This window comes from Nonomuraea montanisoli (assembly GCF_013363975.1).
GTDB lineage: Bacteria > Actinomycetota > Actinomycetes > Streptosporangiales > Streptosporangiaceae > Nonomuraea > Nonomuraea montanisoli.
On the sequence record NZ_JABWGN010000001.1, the window covers coordinates 219,873 to 234,169 of the forward strand.

16 protein-coding genes are annotated in these 14,297 nt (G+C 72.0%); 7 read left to right on the forward strand and 9 right to left on the reverse strand.

Annotated features, from left to right (window positions below):
- Positions 1-65: 65 nt before the first annotated feature.
- Positions 66-572, forward strand: coding sequence for a DinB family protein (locus HTZ77_RS01025; protein ID WP_175587506.1), 507 nt, complete (start codon positions 66-68; stop codon positions 570-572).
- A gap of 73 nt (positions 573-645) precedes the next feature.
- Entirely contained in the window at positions 646-1,296 is a 651-nt protein-coding gene (locus tag HTZ77_RS01030; protein ID WP_175587507.1) for an alpha/beta fold hydrolase, read from the forward strand.
- A gap of 50 nt (positions 1,297-1,346) precedes the next feature.
- On the opposite strand, the gene HTZ77_RS01035 is transcribed toward HTZ77_RS01030, so the two are convergent.
- Positions 1,347-1,889 carry a cysteine dioxygenase family protein gene (locus tag HTZ77_RS01035; protein WP_175587508.1) on the reverse strand — a complete coding sequence of 181 codons (543 nt, stop codon included), beginning with the start codon at positions 1,887-1,889 and terminating at the stop codon, positions 1,347-1,349.
- 110 nt (positions 1,890-1,999) lie between these two features.
- Between HTZ77_RS01035 and HTZ77_RS01040 the strand changes: the two genes are divergently transcribed.
- Positions 2,000-2,860 carry a LysR family transcriptional regulator gene (locus tag HTZ77_RS01040; protein ID WP_175587509.1) on the forward strand — a complete coding sequence of 287 codons (861 nt, stop codon included), beginning with the start codon at positions 2,000-2,002 and terminating at the stop codon, positions 2,858-2,860.
- A gap of 2 nt (positions 2,861-2,862) precedes the next feature.
- Here HTZ77_RS01040 and HTZ77_RS01045 read toward each other — a convergent pair whose 3' ends face one another.
- The gene (locus HTZ77_RS01045; protein ID WP_175587510.1) at positions 2,863-3,144 is read right to left on the reverse strand and encodes a hypothetical protein; all 282 of its coding nucleotides are present in this window, start codon (positions 3,142-3,144) and stop codon (positions 2,863-2,865) included.
- Positions 3,145-3,206: 62 nt separating this feature from the next.
- Between HTZ77_RS01045 and HTZ77_RS01050 the strand changes: the two genes are divergently transcribed.
- Complete coding sequence (locus HTZ77_RS01050; RefSeq protein WP_175587511.1) at positions 3,207-3,842, forward strand: LysE family translocator; 636 nt, start codon at positions 3,207-3,209, stop codon at positions 3,840-3,842.
- A gap of 44 nt (positions 3,843-3,886) precedes the next feature.
- Here HTZ77_RS01050 and HTZ77_RS01055 read toward each other — a convergent pair whose 3' ends face one another.
- Genes HTZ77_RS01055 through HTZ77_RS01080 form a run of 5 tightly spaced genes read right to left on the reverse strand, consistent with a single transcriptional unit; the run spans position 3,887 to position 10,296 of the window.
- Positions 3,887-5,470 carry an acyl-CoA synthetase gene (locus HTZ77_RS01055; protein WP_175587512.1) on the reverse strand — a complete coding sequence of 528 codons (1,584 nt, stop codon included), beginning with the start codon at positions 5,468-5,470 and terminating at the stop codon, positions 3,887-3,889.
- Positions 5,470-6,618, reverse strand: a complete 1,149-nt coding sequence (locus tag HTZ77_RS01060) for a thiolase domain-containing protein (RefSeq protein ID WP_175587513.1) — start codon at positions 6,616-6,618, stop codon at positions 5,470-5,472. The genes HTZ77_RS01055 and HTZ77_RS01060 overlap by 1 nt, the downstream gene beginning before the upstream one ends.
- A gap of 1 nt (position 6,619) precedes the next feature.
- Positions 6,620-7,801, reverse strand: a complete 1,182-nt coding sequence (locus HTZ77_RS45710) for a lipid-transfer protein (protein ID WP_235994115.1) — start codon at positions 7,799-7,801, stop codon at positions 6,620-6,622.
- Positions 7,798-8,700 carry a Zn-ribbon domain-containing OB-fold protein gene (locus HTZ77_RS01075; protein ID WP_328808353.1) on the reverse strand — a complete coding sequence of 301 codons (903 nt, stop codon included), beginning with the start codon at positions 8,698-8,700 and terminating at the stop codon, positions 7,798-7,800. The genes HTZ77_RS45710 and HTZ77_RS01075 overlap by 4 nt, the downstream gene beginning before the upstream one ends.
- 42 nt (positions 8,701-8,742) lie before the next feature.
- The gene (locus tag HTZ77_RS01080) at positions 8,743-10,296 is read right to left on the reverse strand and encodes an acyl-CoA synthetase (RefSeq protein WP_175587514.1); all 1,554 of its coding nucleotides are present in this window, start codon (positions 10,294-10,296) and stop codon (positions 8,743-8,745) included.
- A 227-nt stretch (positions 10,297-10,523) separates the two neighbouring features.
- Between HTZ77_RS01080 and HTZ77_RS01085 the strand changes: the two genes are divergently transcribed.
- The 3 genes from HTZ77_RS01085 to HTZ77_RS01095 are packed head-to-tail and all read left to right on the forward strand — an operon-like array spanning position 10,524 to position 12,047.
- The gene (locus tag HTZ77_RS01085) at positions 10,524-11,333 is read left to right on the forward strand and encodes a crotonase/enoyl-CoA hydratase family protein (protein ID WP_175587515.1); all 810 of its coding nucleotides are present in this window, start codon (positions 10,524-10,526) and stop codon (positions 11,331-11,333) included.
- 41 nt (positions 11,334-11,374) lie between these two features.
- Positions 11,375-11,650: a type II toxin-antitoxin system Phd/YefM family antitoxin gene (locus HTZ77_RS01090; RefSeq protein ID WP_175587516.1), complete on the forward strand. Its 276-nt coding sequence runs from the start codon at positions 11,375-11,377 to the stop codon at positions 11,648-11,650.
- A 16-nt stretch (positions 11,651-11,666) separates the two neighbouring features.
- The gene (locus HTZ77_RS01095) at positions 11,667-12,047 is read left to right on the forward strand and encodes a type II toxin-antitoxin system VapC family toxin (RefSeq protein ID WP_328808354.1); all 381 of its coding nucleotides are present in this window, start codon (positions 11,667-11,669) and stop codon (positions 12,045-12,047) included.
- Between the two features lie 4 nt (positions 12,048-12,051).
- On the opposite strand, the gene HTZ77_RS01100 is transcribed toward HTZ77_RS01095, so the two are convergent.
- Complete coding sequence (locus HTZ77_RS01100; RefSeq protein WP_175587518.1) at positions 12,052-13,158, reverse strand: NAD(P)H-dependent flavin oxidoreductase; 1,107 nt, start codon at positions 13,156-13,158, stop codon at positions 12,052-12,054.
- A 206-nt stretch (positions 13,159-13,364) separates the two neighbouring features.
- Positions 13,365-14,285 (reverse strand): DUF3068 domain-containing protein, encoded by a 921-nt coding sequence (locus HTZ77_RS01105; protein WP_175587519.1) that lies wholly within the window; start codon positions 14,283-14,285, stop codon positions 13,365-13,367.
- Positions 14,286-14,297: the final 12 nt, after the last annotated feature.

A 14,297-nucleotide genomic window follows, 5' to 3' on the forward strand; every position in this document is an offset into this window, starting at 1 on the left:
TCGCACCGGGCTCCGACAAGATCCCCCGATTCGCGTGGTGCGTGGCGGCGGGTACCGTGCGACGCATGAGCGACGACCGTATCGATCCCCCGCTGGCCGCCGACGAACGCGACACCCTGGCCGGCTTCCTCGACTGGCAACGTGACACTCTGGAGCTGAAGTGCGCCGGGCTGACCGGTGAGCAGCTGCGGCTGCGCGCCGTGTCGCCGTCCGGCATGTCGCTGCTCGGGCTGGTGCGGCACCTGGCGCACGTGGAGCGGGCGTGGTTCCGGCAGGTGCTGTGCGACGAGGACGTGCCGTGGCTGTGGGGCAAGGAGACGAACCGCGACGCCGACTTCGACGACGTGGACGAGGCCTCTCCCGAGGAGGCGTTCGCGGTCTGGCGGGGCGAGGTGGAGCACGCGCGCACGGTGTCGGCGGGCCTTCCCCTCGACGCCCTGGGCAAGCGGCTGCGCCACGGCGAGGCGTACTCCCACCGCTGGATCCTCGTCCACATGATCGAGGAGTACGCCCGTCACAACGGCCACGCCGACCTGCTGCGCGAGCGCATCGACGGGGCCACCGGAGAGTGACCGCCGGTACCGCGATGAGTTCTCCCGCCCTCGCAGGTCCGCATGACCGGGCCCGTCCTGGAGGAGGAGAGACATGGCGACGTTCGCGCTGATCCACGGTGGGGGCGGGAGCGCCCGCGACTGGCGGCTGGTCGTGCCGGAGCTGCGCCGCCGGGGCCACGACGCGGTGGCGGTGGACCTCCCGATCGACGACGAGTCCGCCGGGCTCGGCGACTGCGCCGACACGGTCGTCAAGGCGGTCGGCGACCGGTCCGGCGTGGTCGTCGTCGGCCACTCCTGGGGCGGGTTCGTGGCGCCCCTGGTCTGCGAGCGCGTACGGGCCGAGCTGCTGGTGCTGGTGACGGCGATGATCCCGGCCCCGGGCGAGCGGCCGGCCGACTGGTGGGACAACACCGGCTGGCGTTCGCCGGGCGACGGCGACGAGGTGGACGTCTTCCTGCACGACGTGCCGCCCGACCTGGCGGCCGACCTGATGGCCCACACCCGCCGCCACTCGGGCACGGCCGACGGCGAGCCGTGGCCGCTGCGGAGGTGGCCCGACGTGCCGACGCGGTTCCTGCTCTGCCGGGACGACCGGTTCTTCACCCCCGCGTTCATGCGGGAGGTCGTCCGCCGGCGGCTCGGCATCACGCCGGACGAGATCCCCGGCGGCCACTGCCCCATGCTGGCCCGTCCGGCCGAGCTGGCGGAGCGGCTGGTCGGCTACCTCGGCCAGCTCGGCTAGCTGGGCCGGCTCGGCTAGCTGGGCCGGCTCGGCTAGCTGGGCCGGCTCGGCTAGCTCGGCCGGCTGATCCGGATCGGCAGGTCGTAGGTGCGGCGGATGCTGCTGCCGAGCTTGCTGATGTCGGCCCCGTACACGTGCAGCGACACGCCCACCTCGCCGCTGGTGTTGCGGACGCGGTGGATGTCGCCGGGCGGCGCGAAGCCGCTGACGTCGCCGGGGCGGTTGGCGGCGCGGCCGATCTCGACGAGGTGGTCGCCCATGTCGCGGTAGATCGTCTCGTGCTCGATGCCGCTGATGACGCCGAACGCGCACCAGGACACGTGGTCGTGGACGACGGTCTCGGCGGCGGGCTGCCAGACCACGGCCGAGATGGAGAAGTCGGCCTGGGCGTGCAGCAGGTGGGAGACGTAGCCGCCGGGCGCGCCGGCGCGCTCCTCGGGCGTCAGGATGCCGACGCCGGGCAGGTTGTCGCGCAGCAGCGCCGCGACCTCGCGGGCGGTGGGGCGCGGGCCGAGCCCCAGCGCGGTGATGCGTCCGATGCCGGTGACCAGGCCGCTCAGGCCCGGCCGTGCGGTGATGGTCGTCATTTCCATGGTATCCCCCTCGGGAATGCAGATAACCTGCCTTCCCCTTCCACGGTGCTACACCGACACCGATAGGTCCAACAGAAGTCTTCTGAGTGACCCATAGATATGATTGATGGATGCTGGACGTCGTACGGCTACGCGTCCTCGACGCCGTGGCCCGCACGGGATCCGTGACGGCCGCGGCCCGGGACCTGCACTACTCCCAGCCCTCGGTCAGCCACCACCTCGCCCGCCTGGAGGCGGAGACGGGGGCCCGGCTCGTGCAGCGCGTGGGCCGGGGCATCCGGCTGACCGAGACGGGCCGGCTGCTGGCCGCCCGGGCGGCCGACATCCTCGCCCGGATCGACGCCACGGCCGACGAGCTGGCCGCGCACGTCGGCCTGCGCTCCGGCCGGGTGCGGCTGGCGGCGTTCCCGTCGGCGCTCGGCACGTTCGTCCCGGCGGCCGTGACCCGGCTGGCCCGCGACCATCCGGGCCTCGAACTGCGCCTGACGGAGACCGAGCCGCCCGAGGCGCTCAGGCTGCTGCGCGCGGGCCGCGCCGACGTGGCGGTCGTCTTCCGCTACGACGACACCGCGCCCGAGGACGACGGCATCACCATGATCCACCTCCTCGACGACCCGAGCATGCTGGTCGCCACCGGCGAGGCGGGCGACCTGACCGCGTACGCGGACGCCGACTGGATCGCCGGCTGCGACCGGTGCCGCAGCCACCTGCTCGACCTGTGCGCCAAGGCCGGGTTCGAGCCGCGCCTGTCGTTCACCAGCGACGACATCGTGGCCGTCCAGGCGCTCGTGGCGGCGGGGATGGGCGTGACCGTGCTGCCCGGCCTCGCGCTGCGCGCGCACCGCCACCCGGACGTCGCGGTGGCCGAGATCCCCGGCTCCACCAGGCACGTCTACGCCGCCGTGTACGGCGAGCCACCCCACCCACCCGGCACCGAGGCCCTGCTCCAGGCTCTCCGGTCGAGCCTCTGACCTCAGAACTCGAAGCAGCGGTCGAACGAGGCGAAGAACGCCAGGACCGCGCCGAGGAAGGTCAGCGCGGCGACGACGAGGAGGATCAGCACCGAGAAGCCCACCGCGGGCCGGTAGCGGAGGATGAGGGCACCTCCGACGAGGCCCGCACCCACCACGTACGCGACCGCCTCGAACAGGAAGAGCCCGAAGCTGGTGTCGCATCGGCTGACATAGAGGCCCAGCCCCAGGACGGCCAGGCCGAGACCGAGCAGGCCCATGAGCATGGGCGTCCTTCGTCCCACGGGCACCCCCTTTCCCCACGCTTCGACGGAAAAGGCGTTGACCTGGTTCCTACGATGGTCTTATGCCCGATATCGCGACCCTCGCCGTGTTCTGCGCCGCGACGCTGGCCCTGCTCCTGGTGCCGGGTCCGGCGGTCCTGTTCATCGTCACGCGCAGCGTGTCGCAGGGCCGGTCCGCCGGGCTGGTGTCGGTCCTCGGCGTGCACGCCGGGTCGCTGGTGCACGTGGCCGCCGCGGCGCTCGGCATCAGCGCGCTGCTGGCCGCCTCCGCCACGGCGTTCACCGTGGTCAAGTACGCGGGCGTCGCCTATCTGGTCTGGCTCGGCCTGCGCAAGCTGCTGCACCGCAAGCCCGGCGAGGAGGACGAGGACGCCCTCGCGATCCCCCGGCACAGCCGGCGGCGCATGTTCTGGGAGGGGTTCGTGGTCAACGTGCTGAACCCCAAGACCGCGATCTTCTTCCTGGCGTTCCTGCCGCAGTTCACCGACCGCCACGCGGGGCCGATCGGGCCGCAGATCCTCCTGCTGGGCGCGCTGTGGATCGCGCTGGGCCTGCTCAGCGACGGCGCGTACGCGCTGGCGTCGTCCGCGCTGGCCGGCCGGATCCGGGGCTCGGCGCGCGCCCGGCGCCGGCTCGACGTCGGCACCGGCGTCGTCTACCTCGGCCTGGCCGCCGTCCTCACGGGCGAGAAGGCGTAGCTCACCGAAAGGCGCAGTTCACGAGGCTCACCGAAAGGCGTAGCTCACGAGGCGGAGGCGGCCTCGGCGGTCTCCCGCGCCCACCGGTAGTCGGCCTTGCCCGCCGGCGAGCGCACCATCTCCGCCACGAACGCGTACGTCCGCGGCACCTTGAACCCCGACAGCCGCTCCCGGCAGTGCGCGTCCAGCTCGGCGGCCGTCACCGTGACGCCGGGACGCGGCTCGACCACGGCCGCCACCCTGCTCCCCCACCGCTCGTCGGGCACCCCCGTGACCACCGCGTCGAAGACCGCCGGATGCCCCTTGAGCACCGCCTCCACCTCCTCGGGGAACACCTTCTCCCCGCCGGTGTTGACGCACTGCGAGCCCCGGCCGAACACGTTGACCGTGCCGTCCGGGTCCACCGTGGCCAGGTCGCCCGTCAGCAGCCAGCGCGTCCCCTCGGCGTCGGTGACGAACGTGCGGGCCGTCTTGTCCGGGTCGTTGTAGTAGCCGAAGGCGATCCGCCCGGCCTTGGCCACGGTGCCGAGCTGCCCGGAGCCGGGCTCGACCGGCCGCAGCCGCTCGTCGAGCACCGCGATGCCGGCGTTCGGCCGGTAGCGCAGGCCCTTCTCCGGGGTCGAGCCGGGCACGCCGGAGGCGGTGAAGCCGGACTCGGTCGAGCCGAAGTTGTCGAGGATCATCACGTGGGGCAGCAGTTCCTGGAGCCGGTCGCGGACGGACCCGCTGAGGATGGCCGAGGTGGAGCTGACCACGCCGAGCGAGGACAGGTCGCGGCCGCCGCGGGCCAGCTCGTCGGCGAGCGGGCGGGCCATCGCGTCGCCGGTGATGTTCATCGTGAACACCTTCTCCCGCTCGACCGCCCGCCACACGCCCGCGGCGTCGAACCTGCGCACGTACACCAGCGTCGCGGCCATCCAGAAGCCGATGAAGGTGGCCATCTGCGCGGCCCCGTGCATGAGCGGCGGCGTGGCCATCATGACCAGGGGTCCCGCCGTGGCCGCCGCCCGCACCACCTCCTCGGGCGTGGCGCGCGGCTCGCCGTACGGGTTGCCGCCGCCGAAGGCCATGAACATGTCCTCGACCCGCCACATGGCGCCCTTGGGCATGCCGGTCGTGCCGCCGGTGTAGATGATGTAGACGTCCTGCCCGGAGCGCGGCGCGAAGCCGCGCTCGGCCTTGCCGCTCTCCAGCGCCATCCAGTACGGCACCGCGTCCGCCACGGCCGGAGGCCCGCCCACGGCGACGAGGTGGCGCAGCGTCGGCACGTCCTTGGCCACGGCCGCCACCCGGGCCTCGAACTCGACGTCGTAGATCAGGGCCCGGAGGTCGGAGTCGCGGTAGAGGTAGAGCAGCTCCGCCTCGACGTACCGGTAGTTGACGTTGATCGGCACGGCCCGGATCTTCAGCGCGGCCAGCAGCCCCGCGACGTACCCCACGCCGTTGTACAGGTGCAGCCCCACGTGCTGGCCGGGCTCGACGCCGCGCTCCAGCAGGAAGTGCGCCAGCCGGTTGGCCTCGGCGTCCAGCTCGGCGTAGGTGCGCCGCTCCTCGCCGCAGACGACGGCCACCCGGTCCCCGGCGACGTCGGCGACGCCCTCGAACAGGTCGGCGTGGTTGAACTCCATCAGGGCCGCTCCCGTCCGACGATCCACATCGCGAAGAACTGGGCGCCGCCGCCGTAGGCGTGGCCGAGCGCCAGCCGAGCCCCGTCGACCTGGTGCTCACCGGCCATGTCGCGCACCTGGAGCGCGGCCTCGGCGAACCTGATCAGCCCGGAGGCGCCGATGGGGTTGCTGGACAGCACGCCGCCGGAGGCGTTCCACGGGATGTCGCCGTCGAGGGCGGTGGCGCCCGACTCGGTGAGCTTCCAGCCCTCGCCCTCGGCGGCGAAGCCGAGGTTCTCCAGCCACATCGGCTCGTACCAGGAGAACGGCACGTACACCTCGGCCACGTCGATCTGCCGGCGCGGGTCGGTGACGCCGGCCTGCCGGTAGACGTCGGCGGCGCAGTCCTTGCCGCCCTGCGGGTTCACGGTGTCGCGGCCGGCCCGGAAGATCGGCTCGGAGCGCATGGCGGTGCCGTGGACCCAGGCGGGCGTGCCGGTGACGGCCGACTCCGAGGCCAGCACCATCGCGCAGGCGCCGTCGCTGGACGGGCACGTCTCCAGGTAGCGGATCGGCTCCCACAGCATGGGCGTCGACTCGACCATGGCCCGGTCGATGCCGGGGATCCTGAGGTGGGCGTACGGGTTCTTCAGCGCGTTGAGCCGGTCCTTGACCGCCACCAGCGTGCCGATGTGGTCGGGTGCGCCGGTCCTGCGCATGTACTCCCTGATGTGCGGGGCGAAGTAGCCGCCCGCGCCGACCACCAGCGAGGCGTTGAACGGCAGGTGCGTGGACAGGGCCCAGGTGGCGTTGGACTCCGACTGCTTCTCGAAGGCCACGACCAGCACCCGGTCGTGGACGCCGCCCTGCACCAGGCTCGCGCCGACCAGCGCGGTGGAGCCGCCGACGCTGCCCGCGGTGTGGACGCGCATCATCGGCTTGCCGGCCGCGCCGAGCGCGTCGGCGAGGTACGCCTCCGGCATCATGACGCCCTCGAACAGGTCGGGCGCCTTGCCGACGACGACGGCGTCGATGTCCTTGAACGTCAGGCCGGCGTCCTCCAGCGCCCGGAGCGCGGCCTCGCGCACCAGCCCGGCGATCGACACGTCGCGGCGCTTGGTCGTGTAGCGCGTCTGCCCCACGCCGATCACCGCACAGCGGTTGCCCATCTCAACCCTCCAGGACCGTGACGAGGTTGTGCTGAAGGCAGGGGCCGCCGGCGGCGTGTCCGACGGTGCGCGACGCGGTGCCGTCGTGGATGCGCGCGGCCGCCGCGCCGATACGGATGAGGCCGGCGGCCATGACGGGGTTGGCCGCCAGCGGGCCGCCGGACGGGTTGACCACCGTGTCGGCGGGCAGCTCCAGCGCCCGGCGCAGGATGATCTCCTCGTGGGCGAACTGGGTGTGCAGCTCGGCCACCTCGACGGGGCCCTTGCCGACCCCCGCGGCCCGGGCGGCGTCGGCCGCGGAGGCCGACCGGGCGAGGTCCCGCATCCCCAGGTAGTGGGGCTCGATGCGGTGAGCGATGCCCCTGATGTATGCGGGACGGGCGCACAGCTCCGCGACGGCGTCGCCGGCCGCGAGCACCACCGCGGCCGCGCCGTCGGTGATCGGCGCGACGTCGGAGGCCCGCAGCGGCTCGATGTCCGACACGCGCGACGGCACGACATCCGATGCGCGCGACGGCACGACATCCGATGCGCGCGACGGCACGACATCCGATGCGCGCGACGGCACGACATCCGATGCGCGCGACGGCACGACATCCGATGCGCGCGACGGCGCGACATCCGATGCGCGCGACGGCGCGACGGCGTCCGTGAGCTCGTCCGGCAGGTCCAGCGCGTACGGGTTGTCCCGCCCGGCGGCCCGGCTGCGCCGGACGATCGCGTCCAGCTCGGCCCGGTCCGCCCGGACGGCGGCGGCCTGGAGCGCGGCGAAGGACACCTGGTCGAGACCGAGGGGCGCCAGGTAGTACGGGTCGAGCTGGAGCGTCATGATCGAGCGCAGGTCGCCGAGCGACGACTTGCCGAAGCCGTAGACCAGGGCGGTGTCCACGTCGCCGTGCTGGAGCCGCACCCACGCCTCGTACAGCGCCCAGGCGCCGTCCATCTCGACGTGGCTCTCGGAGATCGGCGGCCAGGCGCCGAGCGCGTCGAGCGCGGAGACGAACGAGAACGGCGCGCCCGCGAGGTAGTCGCAGCTCCCCGAGCAGGTGAAGCCGAACCTGCGCAGGCCGGTCCGCTCCTTGACCTCCTCGATGACCGGCAGGATCAGCTCGGGCTCCGACTGGCCGCTGTCGGAGGCGGTGTGCTCGGTCTGGGCGAAGGCGACGATGGCCACGTCTCTCATGACAGCTCCGCGTCTTCCTCGCCGGTGGGGGTGAACCACCGGACGTTCGCCATGGACAGCGTCCGCTCGCTCTCCGGGACCCACTCGGCGCGCACCCGCATGCCCTGGCGCACCTCGTGCGCGGGCACGCCGCCGACGAGCGCGATCATGGGGATGTCCGCGCCGTCGAGCAGGATGTACGCCGAGACGAACGGCACCTCGGGGGCCCGCGGGTCGGGCAGGTTGTTGATGGCGAACGTGGTGATCGTGCCGGTGTCGGGCAGCTCGACCTGCTCGGCGATGCGGGTGCCGCACTCGGGGCAGGAGGCGCGGAAGGGCACGTACACCTTGGCGCAGGTGGCGCACCGGCCGCCGAGGAAGACGCCGCGCCGGACGCCTTCGAGGAAGGTCCGCAGCGCGCCGCCGGCCTGGATGCGGTACTCCGGCCGCACCGGCGAGACGATCATCGTCACCTCGGGCCGGAAGCAGGCGATGTCGGTGATCCCGCCCTCGCGCCGCTCCCGCCACACCGGCCAGACGCGGGCGCCGGGCCGCAGCGCCTTGGGGTCACCGGCGTCCACGGCGTGGACGAGGGTCGTGTCGGCGCCGTCCAGCCTGATCAGCGCCCAGGCGAACGGCCGGTCGAGCGGGTGCTCGGGGCGGGGCTCCTGGACCCACGCCGACGCGGTCACCGTGCCGGCCGGGCCGACCTCGACGTACTCGTCCGTGACGGGGTCGCCGGTCGCCGGGTCGTACTCCAGGGGCGGCACCAGCACCCGGCCCTCGGCGGTCCTGACCCCGACGATCCGGCCGGCGCGCAGCTCCGTGAGGAAGCGCCCGATCACCGGTCCCGTGGTCCGGGTGTACCCGCCGGGGAACTCCAGCACATGCCGGGCGACCAGCGGCTCGCTCGTCTCCACACGCCCTCCGCTCCGTTGTCGGTGCTCGGTCTCGGGTCCTCGTCAGATGGCGCGATCGCGCCCCTCCCAGTACGGCGCGCGCAGCTTGCGCTTGAGCAGCTTGCCGTTGGGCTCGCGGGGCATCTCCTCGATGAAGTCGACCGTCTTCGGCCACTTCATCCGGGCCAGCCGCCCCTCCAGCGACGCGAGCAGCTCGGCGGCCAGCTCCGGTCCGGGCTCGGCCCCGGGGGCGGGCTCGACGACGGCCTTGATCTGCTCGCCCCACTCGTCGTCGGGGATGCCGAAGACGGCCACGTCGGCCACCTTGGGGTGGATCATCAGCTCGTTCTCGATCTCGGCGGGGTAGATGTTGGCCCCGCCCGAGATGATCATGTCGGACTTGCGGTCGCACAGGTAGAGGTAGCCGTCCTCGTCCAGGTAGCCGACGTCGCCCACGGTGAAGTGGTCCTGGAGGCGGTTCTCCTCGGTCTTGGCCGGGTCGCCCTTGTACTCGAAGCCCGCGCCCATCATCTTCATGTAGATCGTGCCGGGGGTGCCGGTCGGTACGGGCTTGCCGTCGTCGTCCACGATGAGCAGCTCGCTGATGGGCCACGCCTTGCCGACCGTGCCCGGGTGGGACTTCCAGCCCTCGGGGGTGGCCAGGGTGCCGCCGCCCTCGGTGGCCGCGTAGTACTCGTAGATGCAGTCGCCCCACCACTCGAACATGGCCCGCTTCACCGGCACCGGGCAGGGGGCTGCGGCGTGGATCATCCACTTCAGCGAGGACAGGTCGTAGGCGCGCCTGGTCTCCTCGGGCAGCGCGAGGAGCCGCTTGAAGTGGGTCGGCACCATGTGGGAGTTGGTGACCCGGTGGCGCTCGCAGAGCCGCAGCGTATCCTCGGCGTCCCACTTGTCCATGTAGACGAGGGTGTGGCCCATGTGCAGGGCCGTGCCGCCGAACTGGGTGACGGCGGTGTGGTAGTTGGGCGAGGTGACGAGGTGCGCGTTCGGCCGGCCGGCCGTGATGCCGAACAGGCCGAGCAGGAACGTCATCATCTCGGCGGCGTCGTCGGGGTCGAGACCGCTCAGCGGGCGGCGGACGCCCTTCGGCTTGCCGGTGGTGCCGGAGGTGTAGTGCATGGTGAGCCCGGCCGTGCGGTCGGGCGGCGCGGTGTCCGGCTGCCCGCCGGTCAGGTCGGTGAGGGGCCGGAAGCCGGGGAGCTCCGCGCCCTCGGGCAGGGCGAAGCGGCGCTCGGGGGCGATGGCCTCGGCGCCCCGGGTGCCCTCGGCGGCGTAACGCGGGTGCACGAAGAACGCCTTGGCCTCGCTGTCGGAGACGATGTAGGCGATCTCGGGGCCGGTCAGGTGCCAGTTGACGGGCGTGTAGTACCACCCGGCCTGGAGGGCGGCCAGGTAGAGGACGAGCCCGTCGGCGCCGTTGGGCACCAGGCCGCAGATGCCGTCCCCCGGCCGCAGGCCGAGCTCGCGCAGGCCGTGGACGAGGCGGTTGGAGCGGGCGAGCAGGTCGCCGGCGCGATGCTGCGTGCCGTCGGGGTCCACGGCGGCGATCCAGCCGGGATCCGCCTGCGCCAGCCTCCAGAAACCGAGCGTGCCCATGGGTACTCCTCGTCAGTGGTCGAGGCGCCGGGAGACCGGGGATCGCCACAGGACTCCGGCCTGCCAGGCGGAAACGAGAACTTGTTCTCGTTTGCTTGGGCAGCGTAACCCGGTCGGAGAGAGCAGAGCAAGCGCTTGATCGCACGAGGACGGCACCTTTCGCGCGTCGCGCGCCGGGGTAGGATCACTGCCTACCAAGCGCTTGATACAAGCATCCGGAGGCGTCCGTGGAGCTCCTTCCGATCAGTACCCCGCACTGCCGCGTCGAACGCGACGGCCACGTCGTGGTCGTCACCATGAACCGCCCCGAGGCCCGCAACGCCCTGTCCTCGGACATGCTGGTCGGCCTCGCCTCGGCGTGGGCGTACGTGTCGGAGGAGGCGGGGGTCCGCGTCGCGGTCCTGACCGGCGCCGAGGGCACGTTCTGCGCGGGCGCCGACCTCAAGGCGATGGGCACGCCGTCCACCGACCCGGACGTGCAGGCGCGGGCCGCGCGCATCCAGAACTTCCACTGGAAGGGGCTGCTGCGCGAGGAGATGCCGACCAAGCCGGTCGTGTGCGCCGTCGAGGGGTACGCGGTGGCCGGCGGGACCGAGCTGCTGGTGGGCACGGACCTGCGGATCGTCGCCGAGTCGGCCACGCTGGGGCTGTACGAGGCCAAGCGGGCGCTGTTCCCCATGGGCGGCAGCGCCGTGCGGCTGCCGCGCCAGATCGCATACTGCCACGCCATGGACCTCCTGCTCACGGGCCGGTCGATCACGGCGGCGGAGGCGCTGGCGATGGGACTGGTCAACCGGGTGGTGCCGGACGGACAGGCCCTCGCCACGGCCCTGGAGGTGGCGGCCGACATCGCCGCCTCGGGGCCGCTGGCCGTCCAGGCCATCCTGCGCACGTACCGGGACACGCTCGGCCTGCCGGAGGTCGAGGCGCTGAAGGTGTCGGACGACCTGGGCTGGCCGGTGATCGGCTCCGCCGACGCCCGCGAGGGCGCCCGCGCCTTCAAGGAGAAGCGCTCGGCCCGCTACCAGGGCAGGTAAAGCATGTAGCCCCTCGCGCTACAGGGAGCTACAATACTGGCATGAAGGTCATCACTCAGCGCGAGTTCCGCAACGACTCCGCCTCGGTCATGGATCAGGTGGAGGCGGGCGAGGTCTTCCACATCACTCGCAACGGCGTCGAAGTGGCCGAGCTGCGGCCACTTCCCCGCCGACGCCGCCTCAGCGCCGAGGAGCTCATCGCCAAGCATCGCACTCTGCCCCGCGTCGACCACCCCGCGATGCGCCGTGAGGCCGACGAGTTCTTCGGCACCGAGGATCGCCTCGAAGCAGACCCCTGGGAGGGGCGCGATGCCTGACCGCCATCCTCGCGGAGTGATCGACACGTGCGTCTACATCGACCTCGCCGAGCTCTCTCCTGACGCACTGCCGGAGATCCCGGAACTCACCGCCCTCACCCTGGCGGAGCTCCACCAGGGTGTTGCCATGGCGAAGACCGCGGCTGCTCGCGCCGCTCGCGTCGAGAAGCTGGGGGCGGCCGTGGTCGATTTCGAGCCACTCGCCTTCGACGCCGAAGCGGCGGCACGGTACGGCAGTCTCGTGGCCCTGACCATCGAGGCCAAGCGGGATCCCCGGCCGCGACGCGTCGACCTGATGATCGCGGCGATCGCGTCGAGCCGGGGATTGCCCCTCTACACCCGCAACACCGATGACTTCGTCGGCCTTGAAGGGCTGGTCACCGTGGTGCCCGTGTGACCTTTCAGTCGCCGGTGATGCGCTCCAGGCGCTCCAGGGCCTCGCTGTACTGCTCCATCAGGGAGTACATGACGTCGCGGGTGGAGCGGACCTGGTTGGTGAGGCCGATGACCTGGCCCGCCGGGAAGGTCGCCAGCTCGGAGGCGCCCGAGCGGCCGATCCGGCGCAGGGCGTCCGACACCAGCATGAACTGCAGCGGCATCGGCAGCGTCCCCGGCGACTCCTGCGACTCCCAGGCGTCGGTCCACTCGTTCCTCAGCAGCCGGGCCGGCTTGCCCGTCCAGCTCCGCGAGCGCACCGTGTCGCGCGAGGTGGCCTCCAGGATGCGCTGCCTGGCCATCTCGGGCGTGTCGGCCTCCTCGACCGTCAGCCACAGCGAGCCCGTCCAGACGCCCTCGGCGCCCAGCGCCATGCCGGCGGCCATCTGGCGGCCGTCGCCGATTCCCCCGGCGGCCAGCACGGGCACGTCCACGGCGTCCACGACCTGCGGGATGAGCACCATGGTGGTGATCTCGCCCGTGTGGCCGCCGGCCTCGGTGCCCTGGGCGACCACCACGTCCACGCCGACCTCGACCTGCTTGCGCGCGTGGCGCGGGGTGGAGGCGAGCGCCGCCACCTTGACCCCGTGGGAGTGGGCCAGCTCGACGACGTCGGCCGGGGGCGGCCCGAGGGCGTTGGCGAGCAGCGCGATCGGGTGCCGGAGCGCGACCTCGACCTGCGGCCGGGCGGTGGCGTCGGTCCAGCCGAGCAGGACCTTGCCGGCCTCGGCGTCGGCCGACAGCGGCGGCACGCCGTACGAGCCCAGCAGGTTCTCGACGAACGCGCGGTGCCCCTCGGGGATCATCGACTGGAGCCGCCCGACCAGCTCCTCCGCGGGGAAGTCCGCCCCCTCGTACGAGGCCGGCATGACGACGTCCACCCCGTACGGCTTGCCGTCGACGTGGTCGTCGATCCACTTGAGCTCCATCTCGAGCTCTTCGGGGGTGAAGTAGAGGGCGCCGAGGACGCCCATCCCGCCGGCGCGGCTGACCGCGGCGACGACGTCCCGGCAGTGGCTGAACGCGAAGATGGGCAGCTCGATTCCGAACATGTCCGTGACACGTGTCCGCATGGCCCGACAATACGACCGGATTACGGCTAACTGCAACGCGTTCTACTCTAGAACCTTTGGTCGGTACCCGTCAGTAACATCGAATCGGAACGCGTTCTATTAACGCGGCGTGACACCGGGCCTCGCGGCGCCGCGAACGTCGTGACGCCGGAACGCGGAAAGGCCCGCGCCGTGGGCGCGGGCCTTTCCGGATCGGGGGCGGAGAGTCAGGCGGACGCCTGCGGGGAGCGACGGCCGAGCAGGATGCCGGCGCCCACCAGGGCGACGCCGACGATCAGCAGCACGAGCGGGACGATGTTCCGCAGCAGGTTGATCTTCGACTTGCCGTCCTCGGCCTGCGTGACCAGGTCGTTCACGGTGCGGTCGGTCATCTTGACGTCCGCGACGAAGGCGGGTGAGCGCTCGACGCCGTCCTGGGTCTTGAGCACCTCGTGGCGCTGCTGGTCCTGCCGGACCGGGCTGCCGGTGGTGGGCTCGATGTAGTACGTCACCTTGCCGTCGTACCAGCGGTCCACCTGCACCATCGCGGTGCCGGTCATGCCCAGCACGTTGGCCGGGGCGCTGCGGGTCTCGGTCTTGGTGGGCGGCACGGTCTGCTCGAAGACGTAGACGGGCAGGCCGTCGACGGTGTCCTCGCGGACGAACTGCGCGTCGAACGCCTTGCCGGCCGTGGAGTTGAACACCCGGTAGGTCTTCTTCTCCGTGTCGAACGGGAACTTGTAGATCTGCCCTTCCAGCGTCACCGGGGTCTTGCTGATGTTGACGTTGCAGCAGTTCATGCCGACGCCGGTGTACTTGTCGAAGGCGCTGCGCCGGTCGCTGATGACGATCTGCGGCCGGTGGTTGGTGACGTCGTTGACGATGGTCGCCTCGTCCCAGACGACCCGGCTGGAGTTGGCCTCCTTCACGTCGCCGCGCGTGGTGACGATGACGTCCAGGTCGGCGGTGAGGACCTTGAGATCCTGGGTGGAGAAGTACTGGGCTCCCTTGGCCTCCAGTCGCGTGACCCCCCACTGGTTCGCCGGGGCGGAAATGATCTTCCCCGCGGCCCAGAACTTCATGAGGGGCGCCAGGGCGATGAAGAAGGCACCGACCCCGATGAGGACGAGCGTGGAGATGCGACCCATCAAAGGCCTCCG

Coding starts and splice junctions, on each gene's coding strand:
- HTZ77_RS01080 (WP_175587514.1), bottom strand. CDS start 10,296: ATGGGCACGCTCGGTTTCTGGAGGCTGGCGCAGGCGGATCCCGGCTGG.
- HTZ77_RS01100 (WP_175587518.1), bottom strand. CDS start 13,158: ATGCGGACACGTGTCACGGACATGTTCGGAATCGAGCTGCCCATCTTC.
- HTZ77_RS01035 (WP_175587508.1), bottom strand. CDS start 1,889: ATGGAAATGACGACCATCACCGCACGGCCGGGCCTGAGCGGCCTGGTC.
- HTZ77_RS01090 (WP_175587516.1), top strand. CDS start 11,375: ATGAAGGTCATCACTCAGCGCGAGTTCCGCAACGACTCCGCCTCGGTC.
- HTZ77_RS45710 (WP_235994115.1), bottom strand. CDS start 7,801: ATGAGAGACGTGGCCATCGTCGCCTTCGCCCAGACCGAGCACACCGCC.
- HTZ77_RS01105 (WP_175587519.1), bottom strand. CDS start 14,285: ATGGGTCGCATCTCCACGCTCGTCCTCATCGGGGTCGGTGCCTTCTTC.
- HTZ77_RS01030 (WP_175587507.1), top strand. CDS start 646: ATGGCGACGTTCGCGCTGATCCACGGTGGGGGCGGGAGCGCCCGCGAC.
- HTZ77_RS01055 (WP_175587512.1), bottom strand. CDS start 5,470: ATGGAGTTCAACCACGCCGACCTGTTCGAGGGCGTCGCCGACGTCGCC.
- HTZ77_RS01040 (WP_175587509.1), top strand. CDS start 2,000: ATGCTGGACGTCGTACGGCTACGCGTCCTCGACGCCGTGGCCCGCACG.
- HTZ77_RS01050 (WP_175587511.1), top strand. CDS start 3,207: ATGCCCGATATCGCGACCCTCGCCGTGTTCTGCGCCGCGACGCTGGCC.
- HTZ77_RS01060 (WP_175587513.1), bottom strand. CDS start 6,618: ATGGGCAACCGCTGTGCGGTGATCGGCGTGGGGCAGACGCGCTACACG.
- HTZ77_RS01025 (WP_175587506.1), top strand. CDS start 66: ATGAGCGACGACCGTATCGATCCCCCGCTGGCCGCCGACGAACGCGAC.